At 73.5% G+C, this 15,469-nt stretch carries 10 protein-coding genes; 2 read left to right on the top strand and 8 right to left on the bottom strand.

From position 1 onward, the window contains the following. The first annotated feature begins 49 nt into the window (after positions 1 to 49). Complete coding sequence (locus tag PV796_RS25130; protein WP_446750697.1) at positions 50 to 787, top strand: TetR/AcrR family transcriptional regulator; 738 nt, start codon at positions 50 to 52, stop codon at positions 785 to 787. Between the two features lie 123 nt (positions 788 to 910). Here PV796_RS25130 and mreB read toward each other — a convergent pair whose 3' ends face one another. Further along, on the bottom strand, positions 911 to 2,077 hold the full coding sequence (mreB, locus tag PV796_RS25125) for a rod shape-determining protein (RefSeq protein WP_274915654.1): 1,167 nt from the start codon (positions 2,075 to 2,077) through the stop codon (positions 911 to 913). Between the two features lie 165 nt (positions 2,078 to 2,242). Beyond that, positions 2,243 to 4,309 carry an FUSC family protein gene (locus tag PV796_RS25120; protein WP_274915653.1) on the bottom strand — a complete coding sequence of 689 codons (2,067 nt, stop codon included), beginning with the start codon at positions 4,307 to 4,309 and terminating at the stop codon, positions 2,243 to 2,245. 369 nt (positions 4,310 to 4,678) lie between these two features. Between PV796_RS25120 and PV796_RS25115 the strand changes: the two genes are divergently transcribed. Then, a complete protein-coding gene (locus tag PV796_RS25115) occupies positions 4,679 to 5,698 on the top strand; it encodes an alpha/beta hydrolase (protein WP_274915652.1) in 1,020 nt (339 codons plus the stop codon). Between the two features lie 111 nt (positions 5,699 to 5,809). Here the strand turns inward: PV796_RS25115 and PV796_RS25110 are convergent, their stop codons facing one another. From PV796_RS25110 to iolB, 6 genes are all read right to left on the bottom strand, one after another. Then, the gene (locus PV796_RS25110; protein ID WP_274915651.1) at positions 5,810 to 6,670 is read right to left on the bottom strand and encodes an ABC transporter permease; all 861 of its coding nucleotides are present in this window, start codon (positions 6,668 to 6,670) and stop codon (positions 5,810 to 5,812) included. Further along, positions 6,667 to 9,378 carry an alpha/beta fold hydrolase gene (locus PV796_RS25105; protein ID WP_274915650.1) on the bottom strand — a complete coding sequence of 904 codons (2,712 nt, stop codon included), beginning with the start codon at positions 9,376 to 9,378 and terminating at the stop codon, positions 6,667 to 6,669. The genes PV796_RS25110 and PV796_RS25105 overlap by 4 nt, the downstream gene beginning before the upstream one ends. A 149-nt stretch (positions 9,379 to 9,527) precedes the next feature. Next, the gene (locus PV796_RS25100; protein WP_274915649.1) at positions 9,528 to 10,643 is read right to left on the bottom strand and encodes a hypothetical protein; all 1,116 of its coding nucleotides are present in this window, start codon (positions 10,641 to 10,643) and stop codon (positions 9,528 to 9,530) included. Positions 10,644 to 10,875: 232 nt separating this feature from the next. Beyond that, positions 10,876 to 12,369, bottom strand: coding sequence for a CoA-acylating methylmalonate-semialdehyde dehydrogenase (locus PV796_RS25095; RefSeq protein ID WP_274915648.1), 1,494 nt, complete (start codon positions 12,367 to 12,369; stop codon positions 10,876 to 10,878). Positions 12,370 to 12,406: 37 nt separating this feature from the next. Next, positions 12,407 to 14,422, bottom strand: a complete 2,016-nt coding sequence (iolD, locus tag PV796_RS25090) for a 3D-(3,5/4)-trihydroxycyclohexane-1,2-dione acylhydrolase (decyclizing) (protein WP_274915647.1) — start codon at positions 14,420 to 14,422, stop codon at positions 12,407 to 12,409. Next, positions 14,419 to 15,417, bottom strand: a complete 999-nt coding sequence (gene iolB, locus PV796_RS25085; RefSeq protein WP_274915646.1) for a 5-deoxy-glucuronate isomerase — start codon at positions 15,415 to 15,417, stop codon at positions 14,419 to 14,421. Before iolB ends, iolD begins: the two co-directional genes overlap by 4 nt. Between the last annotated feature and the right edge of the window lie 52 nt (positions 15,418 to 15,469).

Here is a 15,469-nt window from a genome sequence, read left to right as displayed (position 1 = left end):
TCGGACACAGTTTTAGGATGCGGGGGTGGATGGAGACGGGAAGAGCAGTGTGTTCGGGGAGCAGGCGGGCAGCGTGGAGCTGTTGTGGGGCGGGCGCGGGAGGCCCAGTCGGGGGCCCAAGCCGGCACTGAGCCTGGAGCGCATCACGCGGACGGCCATCGGGCTCGCCGACGTAGGCGGGCTCGGCGCGGTCTCCATGCAGCGCGTGGCGGCGGAGTTGGACTTCACGAAGATGTCGCTCTACCGGTATGTGCCGGGCAAGTCGGAGCTGGTTGCGCTGATGATCGACGCGGCAATGGGGGAACCGGCGGAGCTGGCGGGCGCCGCGACCGGCGACTGGCGGGGCGCCCTGCGGGAGTGGGCGGAGCGGCTGGCGGCGGTCTACCACCGGCATCCGTGGCTGTTGACCGCCATGGTGGGGCCGCGGGTGATGGGCCCGCATGAACTCGGCTGGACGGAGCGGGCGTTGGCGGCGCTGTCCGGTACCGGGTTGTCGGGCGGCGAGCAGTTGGACGCCGTCGTGGTGGTGAGCGGGCACGTCCGGGCGATCGCGCAGGTGTCGGCGTCGATGTCGACGTCGATGGGGGTGGGCAGCGCGCGGGCGAAGGGGCCGGAGGCGGTGATGAGCGCGGCGCTGAACGAGTTGCTCGTCGGGCGGTCCGAGCGGTTCCCGGCGCTGGCGGCGGCGGTCGCGGACGTGGCGGGGGGCGAATCCTCTGATCGGGCCGGGGAGTTCGGGCTGGAGCGGATTCTGGACGGGTTGGCGGCCTATGTGGAGCGCGGGTAGCAGGGCTGAGGCCGGGCCGGGGAGCGTACCCGCGCGCCGGCTTCCTCGCGTTCTTCCGCACGTCACGTCCTTGCGCTGTCGGCCTCCTGGGCGGGAGGCCGACAACGCGAGGAGGAGGCCGCGTTACAGTCGCACCGCCCTGCGGGGCTGTTCCTTCGCGCCCGTCAGGAGGCCGTGCAGGGTGGCGAATTCGTCGACGCACTTGGCGGTGCCGTTGACGACGCAGTCCAGGGGGTCGTCGGCGACCATGACGGGGACGCCCATCTCCTGGCGGAGGCGGCGGTCCAGGCCGTGGAGGAGGGCGCCGCCCCCGGTGAGGGCGATGCCGCGTTCGATGATGTCGCCGGAGAGCTCCGGCGGGCACTCGTCGAGGGTGCGGTGGACGGCGCGGACGATGGCCTCGACCGGTTCGGCGAGGGCGGTGCGGATCTCCTCGGCGGTGACCTCCAGGAGCCGGGGCAGGCCGCTGAGGTGGTCGCGGCCGCGGATGGTGTAGGAGGCCGGGAGGGGGGACTCGTGGGGGCGGGTGGCGGCGTCCGCCTCGGCGTCCCCGTCGGCGTCGGTGTCACCGGCGGTCGTGGTGGCGCGGGTGAGGGAGCGCAGGAGGTCGGAGTCGATCGGGTCGGGTTCCCACGTGGCCGAGCCGATGGCGATCTTGATGTCCTCGGCGGTGCGTTCCCCGATGGCCAGGCCGTGTTCCTTCTTGATGTACGCGGCGATCGCGGTGTCCATGGCGTCGCCGGCGACCCGTACGGACTGGGCGGTGACCAGGCCGCCCATGGAGACGACGGCGACCTCCGTGGTGCCGCCGCCGATGTCGACGACCATGCAGCCGATCGGCTCGTCCACCGGGAGGCCGGCACCGATCGCGGCGGCCATCGGCTCCTCGATCAGGTGCACCTCGCGGGCGCCGGCGCCGCGGGCGGAGTCGATGACGGCGCGCCGTTCCACCCCCGTGATCCCGGAGGGGACGCAGATGACGACGCGGGGGCGGGAGAAGCGGCGGCTGGGCAGGGCCTTCTTCATCAGGGCGCGGAGCATCTGCTCGGCGGCGTCGAAGTCGGCGATGACGCCTTCCCGTAGGGGGCGCATCGCGGTGATCCCGGAGGGGGTGCGGCCGATGGTGCGTTTGGCTTCCAGGCCGACGGCGACGACGTCGCCGGTGGCGTTGACGGCGACCACGGACGGCTCGTTCAGCACCACGCCTTTGCCGCGGGCGTAGACGAGGGTGTTGGCCGTGCCGAGGTCGATGCCTATGTCGTACGTGCCGGACGAAGTGCTGGACGCCATGGGGAGTTCGCTTGCTCTCTCTCGGGAGGACATTGCGCCGCAGAGGCCGCCATTGGCCGACCAATGACGGGAATTGCGGGCAATTATCTAGACTACTGGGGGTGCTGAATGGTTCCTGCGGGAGCCGATGCGCCGGCAAAATCCCGGGACGCGGGGCGGCGGGGCTCAGGGGTCGGGCGGCAGAGCCTCGGCGAGCTCGTCGAGGGCGTCGAGGAGGAGTTCGGCGACGCTGACGGGAAGACCCTGGTGGGCCTCCTCGGCGCGCCAGCGCTCCCAGGCGGCGCGCGGCGCGCTCCAGTCCAGGGGGTCGCCGTCGCGGACGGCCCGGGCCGCGTGGTCCAGGGCGGGGCGGAGCGCGGTGGTGAACGCGGCGGCACCGGGCGAGGGTTGGGCGTCCTTGTCGGGCAGATGGGCCTCCAGGATCATCGTGACCCGGCCCATGGTGGCGAGCGCGGCGTTGGCGTTGCGGGCCGCGTGCAGGGAGAGGCCGTGGTGGCGGACCGGCTCCTTCTCGGCGCGGGCCTCGGTGACCTCCCAGGCGGCGCGGGCCGCGCGGCCGTCCAGCAGGGTCTCGCGGACCTGGCGGGGGCGGCGTTCGGCGGGGCGGGCGTGGGCGTCGAAGACGGCCAGGGCGTAGCGGCCGTTGGCGGCGAGCCAGTCGGCGAGGCGGTCGCGGAGCCGGGGCGTCTCCCAGGCGGGGAAGAGCGCGTAGGAGAGCATCGCCAGCACCCCGCCGATGAGGGTGAGCACGATGCGTTCCTCGACGGTCTGCTCCCAGCCCGCGCCGGCGATGCCGAGCAGGAAGACGACGTAGGCGGCGACGCAGGCCGAGGTGACCGAGAAGCCCGTGCGCATCAGCAGGTACATCAGGAACACGCAGAGCAGGGCGAGCGCGGCGCTGGTGTAGACGCCGGGGTGGGCCAGCGCCATCAGGGCACCGGCGACGGTGACGCCGACGAGGGTGCCGGCGAAGCGGGCGACGCCGCGGGAGTAGGTCTGCGCGAAGTCGGGGCGCATCACCATGACGGAGGCGAGCGGCGCCCAGTAGCCGTGGCCGAAGTGGAGGGCGGCGCCCAGGAGATAGCCGACGGCGGCGACCGCGGCGACCCGTAGCGCGTGCCGCAGGATCCGCGAGGACCAGCGGGCCTCGCGGCGCAGGGCGCGCAGGGCGACCGGCACCAGCCTGGGGACGCTGGGGCGCAGCAGGTGGCCGCGCTCGGCCGCGGTGGTGGGGCGGGTGGCCTCGACGGGCTCGTCGGTGAGCTCGACGGCGTCGGCGAGGAGGGAGATCAGCCGGTAGGCGGCGCGGCGGCCCGGGCCGGTGAGCATCGGCCCGGTGGGCGGGACTTCGAGGGTGGCCATGGCTTCCGGGGCCAGCCGCACCGGCCTGGCGTGCCGTACGGCGTGTGCGACGGCGTCCAGGACGGTGGCGGCGGCGCCCAGCAGGTCCCGGACGCGGTCGCGTTCGGGACCTTCCAAGGGGGCGCCGACGACCGGGTCGGCGAGGGAGGCGAGGACCGGGCGGACGCGTTCGGCGAGGCCGCGGGGGCCGTGCAGTTGGACGGGGCGGCGGCGGGCCTGGCGGGGCGTCACGGCGGAGGCGAGGCGGGCGTCCATCAGGGGCGCGGGGTCGAAGGGGGCGACCGGGTCGTGCCGCAGCCGCCGGGCGTAGTCGGCCTCGGCGGCCAACGCGTCGGCGAGGGCGTCGCGCTGGATGCCCCAGGGGCGCACCGGGAACAGGACGATCAGGGCGGCCTGGACGAGGCCGCCGAAGGCGATCAGCGCGGCGTGTTCCAGGGCGCCGACGACGGACGTCGGGAGGGTGACGGTGATCAGCATGATCGCCACGGTCTGGGTGCCGGCGAGCCCGGAGACCGGGCCGATCGCCCAGGCCATGCCCGCCAGGAACGTCCAGCCGACGAGCAGCGCGACGAACGCGACGACATGGGCGGCGGCGAGGTAGCCGAGGAAGGTGGAGACCGCCAGCGCGCCGGCGACGGCCAGCGCCAGGACCGGGCGGGGGCGCATGCTGCGTTGGAAGGTGACGATGCCGGAGGCGAAGGCGCCGAAGGCCGAGGAGACCGCGAGGGCCGGACTGCCGCGCCAGAGGCACAGGCCGATGACGACGGCCACACCGACCGTGCCGCGGACCGCGATCACCGGGGTGAGCTTGGCCCGCTCGATGCTCAGCCCGGAGCGGGCGGCGTCCCTCAGCGCGCGCGACCAGGTCATAGCCCGAGGATACGGGCCGGGAGCCGGGGTGACGGGGTGTCGGACCCGGGGTGCCCCGGAGCGTGTGCCGGTGGTCCGGGCGGCGGGTCGGGGGCGCGCGAACAAGTCTGCGCGCGGCGGGATATCGGATGCGGCGGGCGAGCGGCGCAGAGGGTCCATCTGGCATCAACGGCGCGCCCCCACCAGGAAAATCACGGTAAACCGGATCTCCGTTGAGCGTAAACACCACAGGTCAGAGCGGGGTGCGGACTTTGGGGAGCGGACGGTGCGAGGAAGCAGACACGCCCGGAGGGAAACCTGTGCCCGCCCCGTCCCCTCTTGCTGGCCGGTCGGGACGTCTCCCGGCCCGTTCGCCAAGGAGAAGGCCCCGTGCGCAAAACCCTTTTCAAACCGGTGGTCGCGTTGATCGCCCTGACCGTCATCGGCACCGCGGCAGGCTGCGGCACGAGCGACTCCCAGAACACCCCCGTCCGCTTCAGTGGCCCCAAGACGGGCGCCGCCATGCAGACCGCGCCGACCAGCAAGAACTCGCTGGTGCAGATGCCCACCCACCCGATCAGCTTCCAGGAGACCAGCAAGGTCGGCGGGGCCGGCGGGAACACTCCCATAGCCGTGACCAACTACCACGGGAAGAAGTCCGGCTTCACGGGGAAGGTGTGGGTCTGGGCGCCGCCGGAGTACTACGAGAAGAAGAACGCGAACAAGGGCTTCCCGGTCATGGAGGCGCTGCCCGGCGCCTACGGCTACCCGGTCAACTACTGGATCGGCTCCGACCTCAAGCTGGAGGAGAGCCTCGCCTCCTGGTCGAAGGCCGGCAAGAGCCTGCCGTTCATCGTGGTGATGCCGGTGCTCAACCCCAACGACAAGCAGTACTACGACGGCAGCGACATCCCGGGCCAGCCGAAGATCGGCACCTGGTTGAGCAAGGACGTCCCCGACCTCGTCCGGGAGAACTTCCGCACCCTGAAGACCCGCAACGCCTGGTGCATCATGGGCTCCTCGTCGGGCGGCTTCTCGGCGCTGAAGAACGTGCTGCAGAACCCCAACGACTTCAAGGTCGCGATCCCCAACGGGCCGGACATCGTGCCGGACTCGCCGCTGTGGCGCGGGCACCTGTCGGCGATGCGGGAGAACAACCCCGAGGTGCTGGCGCACCGGCTGATCGCCCGCGGCGGACCGGACGTCTACCTGGCCTTCCAGGACGGCTCCCAGGAGAACACCGTGCTGCCGAAGGTGCGGAAATTCATCGCCCAGTACGGCCACGGGCCGGTGAAGACGCGGCTGCAGATCGTGCCGAACGGCACGCACAGCGGCGCCACCTACGTCCAGGGCCTGGGCATGGGCACGATGCAGTGGGTCAGCGCCCAGATGCAGGGGCCGACCGGCTGAGCACGGGCCGGCCTCAGGACGGTCGCGGCGGACAACGGGTCCGCCGCGGCCGTCTTGTGTGTGCCCGACCCGCTCTGGGGCCTGCCCGATGGGTCAAGGGTCGGACGGGCCCTAGGACACCACGTCCTTGCGAGCGAAGCCGCGGAAGGCCAGGGCTATCAGCACCAGCGCGTAGGACACCGAGACCGAGGCGCCCTGGAGCATGCCGGACCACTCCAACTGGGGCTGGAGGGCGTCCACCCAGGAGAACTGCCAGTGCGCGGGCAGCACATCGCGCCAGCCGCCGAGCGCGGTGACCTGGTCGAGGACGTTGCCGACGATGGTCAGGCCGACGGCACCGCCGACCGCGCCGAGCGGGGCGTCGGTCACCGTGGACAGCCAGAACGCCAGTGCCGCGGTGACCAGTTGGCCGACGAAGACATAGCCGGTCACGATCGCCAGTCGCACCACGGCCTCGCCCGGGGGGAGGGTGCCCCCGGTGGGCAACTGCAGCGGCCCCCAGCCGTACGCGGCGGTGCCGACCGCCAGCGCGACCAGCGGCAGCAGCAGCATCGCGGCGGCGCTGAACGCCAGCCCCACCGTCAACTTGCTCAGCAGCAAACGGGCGCGCGGCACCGGCGCGGCCAAGAGATAGCGCAGCGAGGACCAGCTCGCCTCCGAGGCGACGGTGTCCCCGCAGAACAGCGCGACGGGCACCACCAGCAGGAAACCGGCGGAGACGAACAGCGCGGTGGCGGTGAAGTTGGCGCCGGAGGCGGTGGCGGTGGCCATCAGGCTGATCCGGCCGCTGCTGCGGGCGCTGGGGTCGCCGCCGATCGCGAACGCCACGACGAGGACGAACGGCAGCAGCGTCAGGACCGCGGCGATCACCAGGGTGCGGCGGCGCAGCAGTTGGCGGCGGGCCTCGACGCGCAGCGGGAGGGTGCGCCGGGCGCGGTAGCCGGGCGCCGCCACCGGGGTCGTCGCGGTCATCGTCGGTCTCCTTGGATCAGGGTGAGGAAGGCGTCCTCCAGGCGGCCCTGCGGGCCGACACGGTGCACCGGGACCTCCAGCCGCACCAGCTCGGCCAACAGCCGTGGGACGCCGGCCGGTTCGGCGAGCCGGACCAGCAGGCCCTCGTCGGCGCGGACCGCCGAGACCACGCCGGGCAGCGCGCCGACCTTCTCCACCACCGCGTCCGGCAGCGGCGCGGCGGCGCCGACGCCGATCAGCACGGTGTCGCCGGCGCCCACGATGTCGGCCACCGGGCCGGCCCGCACCAGTTGGCCGCGGTCCATCACGACCAGGTGGGTGCAGCTCTGCTCGACCTCGGACAACAGGTGGCTGGAGACGATGACGGTGCGCCCGTCCGCGGCGTAACGGATCATCACCTCGCGCATCTCGCGGATCTGCGGCGGGTCCAGGCCGTTGGTCGGCTCGTCGAGGATCAGCAGGTCCGGCAGGCCGAGCATGGCCTGGGCGAGGGCGAGGCGCTGCCGCATGCCCTGCGAGTAGGTGCGGACCGCGCGGTCCAGGGCGGCGCCCAACCCGGCGATCTCAAGGGCCTCCTCGGTGTGCGCGTCGGCCGCCGGCCGACCCGTCGCCCGCCAGTACAGGTCGAGGTTGGCCCGGCCGGACAGGTGCGGCAGGAAGCCGGGGCCCTCGACGAACGCGCCGACCCGGGACAGCACCGGCGCGCCCGGCCGGATCGCCCGCCCGAACACCCGGACCTCGCCGCCGTCCGGGCGGATCAGGCCCATCAGCATCCGCAGGGTGGTGGTCTTGCCCGCGCCGTTGGGCCCCAACAGGCCCAGCACCTGGCCGCGTTCGACGCGGAACGTCAGGTCGCGTACGGCGTACCGCTCCGCGGACGTGGCGTAGCGCTTGGTCAGGCCGGTGATCTGGAGCGGGACGTCGGCCAGGGCCGGGTCGGGGGCGGGCGCCGCGGTCCGCCGGCGGGCGGTGAGCAGCAGCGCCCCGGCGGCGGCCGCGGCCGCCGCGGGCAGTATCCACGTCCAGGTGGGCAGCGGGGCGGCGGCGCTGCGCAGCTCCGGCACGGTGGGCACGTCGAGCTCGCCGGAGGCCAGGGAGGCGGTGTAGGTGGCGGGCTCGGCCGGGGTGGCGTAGCCCAGGTCGGTGGCGGACAGGACCAGGCGCAGTCGGTGGCCGGCGGCGAAGTCGTGGTCGACGGCGGGCAGTTGGAGCCGCACCGTGCGGCCGTCCCGGGCGCCCTCGACGCGGTAGGGCGTGACCAGTTGGGACGGCAGCACCTGGCGGCGGCCGTCGGGGGCGACGTCGTAGAGCTTGGCGAAGACCACCGCGTCCGGGGAGCTGGAGCGGATCCGCACGGTGGCGGTGGGGCTGCCGGTGAGGTGCACGGGGGCGCGCAGCGGGGCGGTATCGAAGTGGGCGTACTGGCCGGGGAAGTCCAGGGAGAGGCCGCCGGCGCCGAGGGCGGAGAGGTTGCCGAGGGCGCCGGCGCCGGGGACGGCGGAGATCGCGGGCGGTGCGGCGCCGGCGGGGTTGGCGAAGCGCTGCTCCTGGCCGGTCAGGGCCAGGCGGCGGGGGTCGTGGCCCAGGCCCGGATAGCGGTCGGCGCTCGCGCCGCGCAGCCGGACGGTGCCGGCGGTGGTGTCCACCGCCCCGCTGCGACTGACCCGGAACGCCGGCCCGGTGGCGGCGTGTTCGTCGCCCTTGAGGTAGCGGTCGAACCACGCCGCGGTGCGCGCGGTGAGCCGGGCGGTCTCCCGGTCGCCGCCGTCGTGCCCGCCGGCGGTCCAGTCGACGGCTACGGGGGCGCCGTTGTGGCGGAGCGCCCGCGCCATGGCGTCGGCCTGGCCGAGCGGGAACAGCGAATCGGTCTGGCCCTGCATGAGCAGGGCGGGCACCTTGATGCGGTCGGCGACGGCAGACGGGCTGCGGGCCGCGAGGAGTGCGCGGGCCTCGGCGTCCGGCTTCCCGCTGACCGCGACCCGTTGGTACATCGCGCACAAGGCCGGCTGGAAGCGGCCGCAGCCCCCGGCGCCGGCGGGGCCGGGGGCGGACGGGGCGGGGGCGCCGGTGGGCGAGCCGGCCGACCCGGTGGTGAAGAAGATCCCGGTCCACAGCTTCTTGAACACCCCGTTGGGGAACAGGGCGTCGGCGAGATTCCAGTAGGTGATCTGCGGTGCGATGGCGTCGACCCGCGGATCGTGCCCGGCGGCCAGCAGCGCGACCGCGCCGCCGTACGAGGCCCCGGCGATGCCCACGCGCGGGTCGCCGGGCTTGTCGAGCCGCACCTCGGGGCGCTTGGCGAGCCAGTCGATCAGCCGGCTGACGTCGGCGACCTCGGCGGCCGGGTCGTTCAGCCCGATCGCGCCGGTGGACCTGCCGAAGCCGCGCGCCGACCACGTCAGCACCGCATAGCCCTTGCGGGCCAACTGCTCGGCCTCGGGCCGGACCTCGGCCTTGCTGCCGCCGAAGCCGTGGGCGAGCAGGACCGCGGGACGCCGCCCGGCGCTGCCGCCCGCGGTGAAGAAGGAGGTGTCGATCCGCACCGTCGCCCGACCTCCGGGCGACGCGGGCATCGCCAGGACGTGGTCCTCGCGGTGCACGGCGGGCGGCGCGTCGGAAGCGGCGGCCACCCACGTGCCGCCTCCCACGAGGAGCGCGAGCGCGCCCACGATGGCGTAGAGCCGGCGGCCGCGCAGTCGGAGATCCATGACTGAATCCTAGGTACCGGCACTGACAACCGCCCCGTCCCGCGGACCGAACCGGGCGCCCTCCCACCGCAGTAGCCCGCCCCGGGCCCGTACCGCGTCCGTCGTACGGGCCCGGGCCGGGCGCGCGGGGCCGGCCTCCCCTCGTCGGCTCAGTACCGCAGCGGGCCGTAACCGCCCTGCGGGGGCTGCCCGTTGCCGGGCGGCACGGGCGGGCCGCCGACCGGGGGCATGGGGGGCGGGCCGGGCTGCTGCCAACCGGCCGGCGGCGGCCCGACGGGGCCCGGGACGAAACCGGCGGCGAACGCGGGCGCCGGGACGGGCTGTTGCCAGGCCGGCGCGACCGGCTCGCCGCGGGCCATCAGCGCCACCAGCACCAGCGAGCCGAACAGGTCGAGCGCCAACTGGGCGTCGCCGATGATGTTCATGCCCGGCAGCACATCGCTGATCTTGAACAGGGTGCCGGTGCCGATGCCCTCGATGACCGTCAGCACGGCGTTCGGCAGCAGCGCGAGGGCCAGGCCGAAGGAGAGACCGCGGGCCGCGCAGCCGCGGGCCAGGCAGTTGATCCCGACGATCGCGGTCAACAGGAAGAACACCACCGCGTACCAACCGGGCGCCAGCGACAGCAGGGTGGACAGCACCCCCTTGCCCAGATAGAGCATCTGGAAGGACTCGCCGCCGACCTGGACCAGCAGGTAGACCTGCCAGACGACATAGCCCAGCGCCATCGCGCCGAGGACCAGCCCGCCGAGCACACCGGCGGCCGCCGCCGGCCGGGCCGGCGGGCCACTGGGCGCCGGGCGCGGCCAGGACCGCATCCCGGCCAGCAGCACCACGCCGGCGACCAGCGTCAGCAGGAACAGCGCCAGGCTGGAGAGGAAGACCCCGTCGAAGGTCGCGGTGCCGGCCTTGGCGCTGCGGAACCAGCGGTCGTCGTCGGTGTGGCTGCCGACGCTCACCAGGGCCTGGAGGGCGGTGGCGAACGTGGCGGTGGTGGCCACGGCCAGCAGCCCGCCGGCCGAGCGGCGGCCAGCGAACGCCGCCACGGCGGCGGTCGCCTGGAGCAGGCAGAAGCCCAACTGGACGGGATTGGTGACCTCGTTGGGGCCCGGCCCGTGCGCGCTGGTCCAGCCGTCCCAGACGCCGACGATGCCGAACTCCCCTATGTCGACGGCGAACCAGCACGCCGTCCACAAGAAGAACAGTAGGCAGAGAATGCCGCCAGTGATCCGCGCGCCCTTGGCCAGCGCCATGCCTCGCGCCATGTCGTCCCCCGTCGTGTCGATACCGCACCGCCTGCGCACGCAGGCGACCCGCCACCGTAGCAACGGAGTTGGCCGCGGTCTCCTCCCGGGCCACGGTCCGCTGCCGCCCGGACGCCGGGGGTGACGGCCGGGCGGCAGCGCGCCCGCGGGTGCCCCGCCGGCGGCGGCCGGCGGGGCACCGGGACGGGGCGCCCGCGAGGGGGCGCCCCGTCGGCCGGGAGCGGGGCGGGCGTCAGTGGTTGCTCGGGAAGCCCAAGTTGATGCCACCGTCGGACGGGTCGGGCCAGCGGGTGGTGACGACCTTGCCGCGGGTGTAGAAGTGCACGCCGTCGTTGCCGTAGATGTGGTGGTCGCCGAAGAGCGAGTCCTTCCAACCGCCGAAGGAGTGGTAGCCCACCGGCACCGGGATCGGGACGTTCACCCCGACCATGCCGGCCTCGACCTCCAGTTGGAAGCGGCGGGCCGCGCCGCCGTCCCGGGTGAAGATCGCGGTGCCGTTGCCCCACGGGGAGCTGTTCATCAGCTCGATGGCCTGCTCGTACGTCTCGACGCGGACGACCGAGAGCACCGGGCCGAAGATCTCGTCGCGGTAGGCGTCCATCTCCGGCGTGACGTTGTCCAGCAGCGAGACGCCGATCCAGTGGCCGTCCTCGTGGCCCTCGACGGTGTAACCGGTGCCGTCGAGGACGACGTCGGCGCCCTGCGCGGCGGCGCCGTTGACGTACGAGGCGACCTTGTCGCGGTGCGCCTTGGTGATCAACGGGCCCATCTCGGAGGCCGGGTCGTCGCCGGGGCCGATGCGGAGCCGGTCGGCGCGCTCCTTGATCTTGCCGATCAGCGGGTCGGCGGTGTCGCCGACCGCGACGACCACGGAGATCGCCATGCAGCGCTCGCCGGCCGAACCGTACGCGGCGTTGATCGCGGCGTCGGCGGCCAATTCGAGGTCGGCGTCCGGGAGGACCAGCATGTGGTTCTTGGCACCGCCCAGGGCCTGGACGCGCTTGCCGTTGGCGGTGCCGGTGGTGTGGATGTAACGCGCGATGGGGGTGGAGCCCACGAAGGACACCGCGGCCACGTCCGGGTGCTCCAGCAGGGCGTCGACGGCCACCTTGTCGCCGTTGACGACGTTCAGCACGCCGTCGGGCAGGCCCGCCTCGGCGGCCAACTCGGCCAGCTTGAACGCGGCGCTGGGGACCTTCTCGCTCGGCTTCAGGACGAAGGTGTTGCCACAGGCGATGGCGAGCGGGAACATCCACATCGGCACCATGGCCGGGAAGTTGAACGGCGTGATGCCGACGACCACGCCCAGCGACTGGCGGATCGCGGCCACGTCCACCCGCGTCGACACCTGGGTGGAGAGCTCGCCCTTGAGCTTCTCCGGGATGCCACAGGCCAGTTCGATGATCTCCAGGCCGCGGGCGACCTCGCCCAGCGCGTCGGAGTGCACCTTGCCGTGCTCGGCCGTGATCAGCCGGGCCAGTTCCTCACGGTGCGCGTCGACCAGCTCGCGGTACTTGAAGAGCACCGAGGTGCGCTTGGCCAACGAGCTGTCGCGCCAGGTGCGGTACGCCTCCTTGGCGGTGCGGACGGCGGCGTCCACCTCCTCGACGGAGGCGAAGGCGACCTGCTTCTCCTGGGCGCCGGTGGCCGGGTTGTAGACCGGCCCGAAGTTGCCGGAGACGCCCTCCACGGGCTTCCCGCCGATCCAGTGGTTGATGGTCTTCATGCGAGGGGCCTTTCCGTACGGTGCGGCGATGCGGATGTCAGAGGTGGCGGCGGCGCGCGGCGGCACGCTCGTCGTACGCCTTGCGGGCGGCGACGGCCGCCGGACGCGTCGCGGTCTCGGCAACGGGTACATCCCACCAGGCCGCGGCGGGCGGCGCGCCCGGCACTGTGTCAGATGTTTCCGTCTCCACATAGACACATGTGGGTGTTTTTGCGCCACGGGCCTCGGCGAGGGCGGTGCGCAGCTCGGCGACCGTCGAGGCGCGCAACACCCGCATCCCCAGGGAGGCGGCGTTGGCGGCGAGATCCACGGGCAGCGGCTCGCCGGTGTACGTGCCGTCCGCGGCGCGGAAGCGGTAGTCGGTGCCGAAGCGCTCGCCGCCGGTCTCCTGGGAGAGACCGCCGATGGAGGCGTAGCCGTGGTTCTGGACGAGGACGAGGGTGATGTTGATGCCCTCCTGGACCGCAGTGACGATTTCGGTGGGGTTCATCAGGTATGTACCGTCGCCGACGAGCGCCCACACCGGGCGGTCCGGGGCGGCCATCTTCACCCCGATCGCGGCCGGGATCTCATAGCCCATGCAGGAGTAGCCGTATTCGAGGTGGTACTGCCTGCGGGACCGGGCGCGCCAGAGTTTGTGCAGGTCACCGGGGAGGGAACCGGCCGCGTTGAGGACGATGTCGGTCCCGTCGACGAGCCCGTCCAGCGCCCCGAGGACCTGGGTCTGCGACGGCCGTGCGGCGGGGTCGTCGGCCGCGTAGGCGGCGTCCACCCGCCGCTCCCACTCCGCCTTGGCCGCGGCGTACTCGGCCTCGTAGGCGGCATCGACCCGGTGGCCGACGAGGGCCCCGCCGAGCGCCGCCAGCCCGGCGCGGGCGTCGGCGACCAGGGCCAGGGCGCCCAGCTTGTGGGAGTCGAAGGAGGCGATGTTGAGGTTGACGAAGCGGACCCCCGGCTCGGCGAAGAGGGTGGCGGAGGCGGTGGTGAAGTCGGTGTAGCGGGTGCCGACCCCGATGACCAGATCGGCCCGCCGGGCCAGCCCGTCGGCGGTCGCCGTGCCGGTGTGACCGATCCCACCGACGTCCGCCGGATGATCGAAGGCCAACGAGCCCTTGCCCGCCTGGGTGGACGCCACCGGGATGCCCGTCGCCTCGACCAACTCCCGCAACGCCTCCTCCGCCTCGCTGTGGTGCACCCCGCCGCCCGCGACGATCAGCGGCCGACGGGCCGCCCGCACGGCCCGCACCGCCTCCGCCAGCGCATCGGCGTCCGGCGCCGGGCGGGGAACCCGCCACACCCGGTCGGCGAAGAACTCCTCGGGCCAGTCGTACGCCTCGGCCTGCACGTCCTGCGGCAGGGCGAGGGTGACGGCACCGGTCTCCACCGGATCGGCGAGCACCCGCATCGCCTGAAGGGCGGCCGGGATCAGCGCCTCGGGGCGGGTGACCCGGTCGAAATACCGGGAGACCGGACGCAGCGCGTCGTTCACCGACACATCGCCCGCGGTGGGGACTTCGAGCTGCTGGAGCACCGGATCGGCGGGCCGGGTGGCGAACACGTCGCCGGGCAGCAGCAGCACCGGGAGGCGGTTGACGGTGGCGAGCGCGGCACCGGTGACGAGGTTGGTGGCGCCGGGCCCGATGGACGTCGTCACCGCCTGCGCCGACAGCCGGTCGCACTGCCGCGCGTACCCCACCGCCGCGTGCACCATGGCCTGCTCGTTCCGCCCCTGGAGGTACGGCAGCCTCGGCGGCCCGTCGGCCGCCTCCCCCAGGGGCGCGGCACTGCCGGACTCCAACAACGCCTGCCCGATCCCGGCGACATTGCCGTGCCCGAAGATGCCCCAACAGGCGGCGATCAGCCGGTGCCGGCGACCGTCCCGCTCGGTGTACTGGTGCGCCAGGAACTCGACCAGGGCCTGGGCCACGGTCAGACGGCGGGTGCGCGGAGCGGACGGGTGCGCGGGGGTGTCGGTGAGGGGCGCGGCGGCGTGACTCGACCGCTCCGTCGGGGAGTTGGTCGGCTTCATCGGGGGGTTGGTCGGCGCGGTCATCGCGGGTCTCCTGCCGGGGCCGGTGCTGCGTACAGAGGGAGTCGGGGGTCGACCGGCTGCTCCGGCCACGTCGTGCGGATCCAGCCGTGGTCGGGGTGGTCGCAGATCAACCACGCGCGCTCCGCGCCCGGACCCGCCATGACGTTGAGGTAGTACATGTCGTGCCCGGGGGCGGCGATCGACGGGCCGTGCCAGCCGTCCGGGATCAACACCGCATCGCCCGTACGGACCTCGGCGAGGACCTCCGTACCGCGCCCGTGCCCGGACGGCGTCACCCGCTGGTAGCCCAGGCCGTCCGTCCCGTGGGCGGCCGCGATCTCGAAGTAGTAGACCTCCTCCAGCTCGGACTCCTCCCCGGGACGGCACTCGTCGTGCTTGTGCGGCGGATACGACGACCAGTTGCCGCCCGGGGTGAGCACCTCCACCGCGATCAGCCGGTCGCACTCGAACACCCCGGCCGCGCCGAAGTTGTTGACCTGCCGGGAACAGGACCCGGTCCCCCGCAACTCCACGGGCACATCGGACGCGGCGCCGTACCGGGCCGGCAGCCGACGCTCGCAACGCGCCCCGGTGAGCGCGAACCGCCCGCCGGCCCCGCTTCTGATGCGGACCTGCGCGTCCCGCGGCACGTAGGAGAAGTCCGTCACACCACTGAACACGCCCTCCCGTCCGGCCAGTTCGAAGCTCACCCCCTCGGGCCCGTCCGTCCGGACCGTGCAGCCACCGGAAAGCGGCAGCACGATCCACTCACTGTCACCGGTGGCGAAGGAGTGCTCACCACCCGGCGGCAGTTCGAGGATCCGCAGCGAGGAGTACCCCCAACCGGCCTTCTCGGGCGAGACGTCGAGGGCGTAGGGACCGGCGGCGCCACGGCCGGCCGCGATATGGAACTCGGCGGAGGGGGCGGGGGCATCGTCGTTCCCGCGGGTCGCGGGGGGCGCGGGGGTCGTTGTGGTCTCGGGGTTCTCGGGGGTTTCTGCAAACTCAGCACTCATGACTACAAGTCTCCTACTCACCACTGACAGTGACGCTGACGGCGACGCGGCG

It is taken from the genome of Streptomyces sp. WZ-12 (genome assembly GCF_028898845.1).
In the GTDB taxonomy this organism is placed as follows: Bacteria; Actinomycetota; Actinomycetes; order Streptomycetales; family Streptomycetaceae; genus Streptomyces.
This window is presented reverse-complemented; position numbering and strand designations above follow the sequence as displayed.

What these genes read in the sequence shown, in the direction of transcription:
- mreB (WP_274915654.1), bottom strand. Translation starts at nt 2,077, where the DNA reads ATGGCGTCCAGCACTTCGTCCGGCACGTACGACATAGGCATCGACCTC.
- PV796_RS25120 (WP_274915653.1), bottom strand. Translation starts at nt 4,309, where the DNA reads ATGACCTGGTCGCGCGCGCTGAGGGACGCCGCCCGCTCCGGGCTGAGC.
- PV796_RS25110 (WP_274915651.1), bottom strand. Translation starts at nt 6,670, where the DNA reads ATGACCGCGACGACCCCGGTGGCGGCGCCCGGCTACCGCGCCCGGCGC.
- PV796_RS25105 (WP_274915650.1), bottom strand. Translation starts at nt 9,378, where the DNA reads ATGGATCTCCGACTGCGCGGCCGCCGGCTCTACGCCATCGTGGGCGCG.
- PV796_RS25100 (WP_274915649.1), bottom strand. Translation starts at nt 10,643, where the DNA reads ATGGCGCGAGGCATGGCGCTGGCCAAGGGCGCGCGGATCACTGGCGGC.
- PV796_RS25095 (WP_274915648.1), bottom strand. Translation starts at nt 12,369, where the DNA reads ATGAAGACCATCAACCACTGGATCGGCGGGAAGCCCGTGGAGGGCGTC.
- iolD (WP_274915647.1), bottom strand. Translation starts at nt 14,422, where the DNA reads ATGACCGCGCCGACCAACCCCCCGATGAAGCCGACCAACTCCCCGACG.
- iolB (WP_274915646.1), bottom strand. Translation starts at nt 15,417, where the DNA reads ATGAGTGCTGAGTTTGCAGAAACCCCCGAGAACCCCGAGACCACAACG.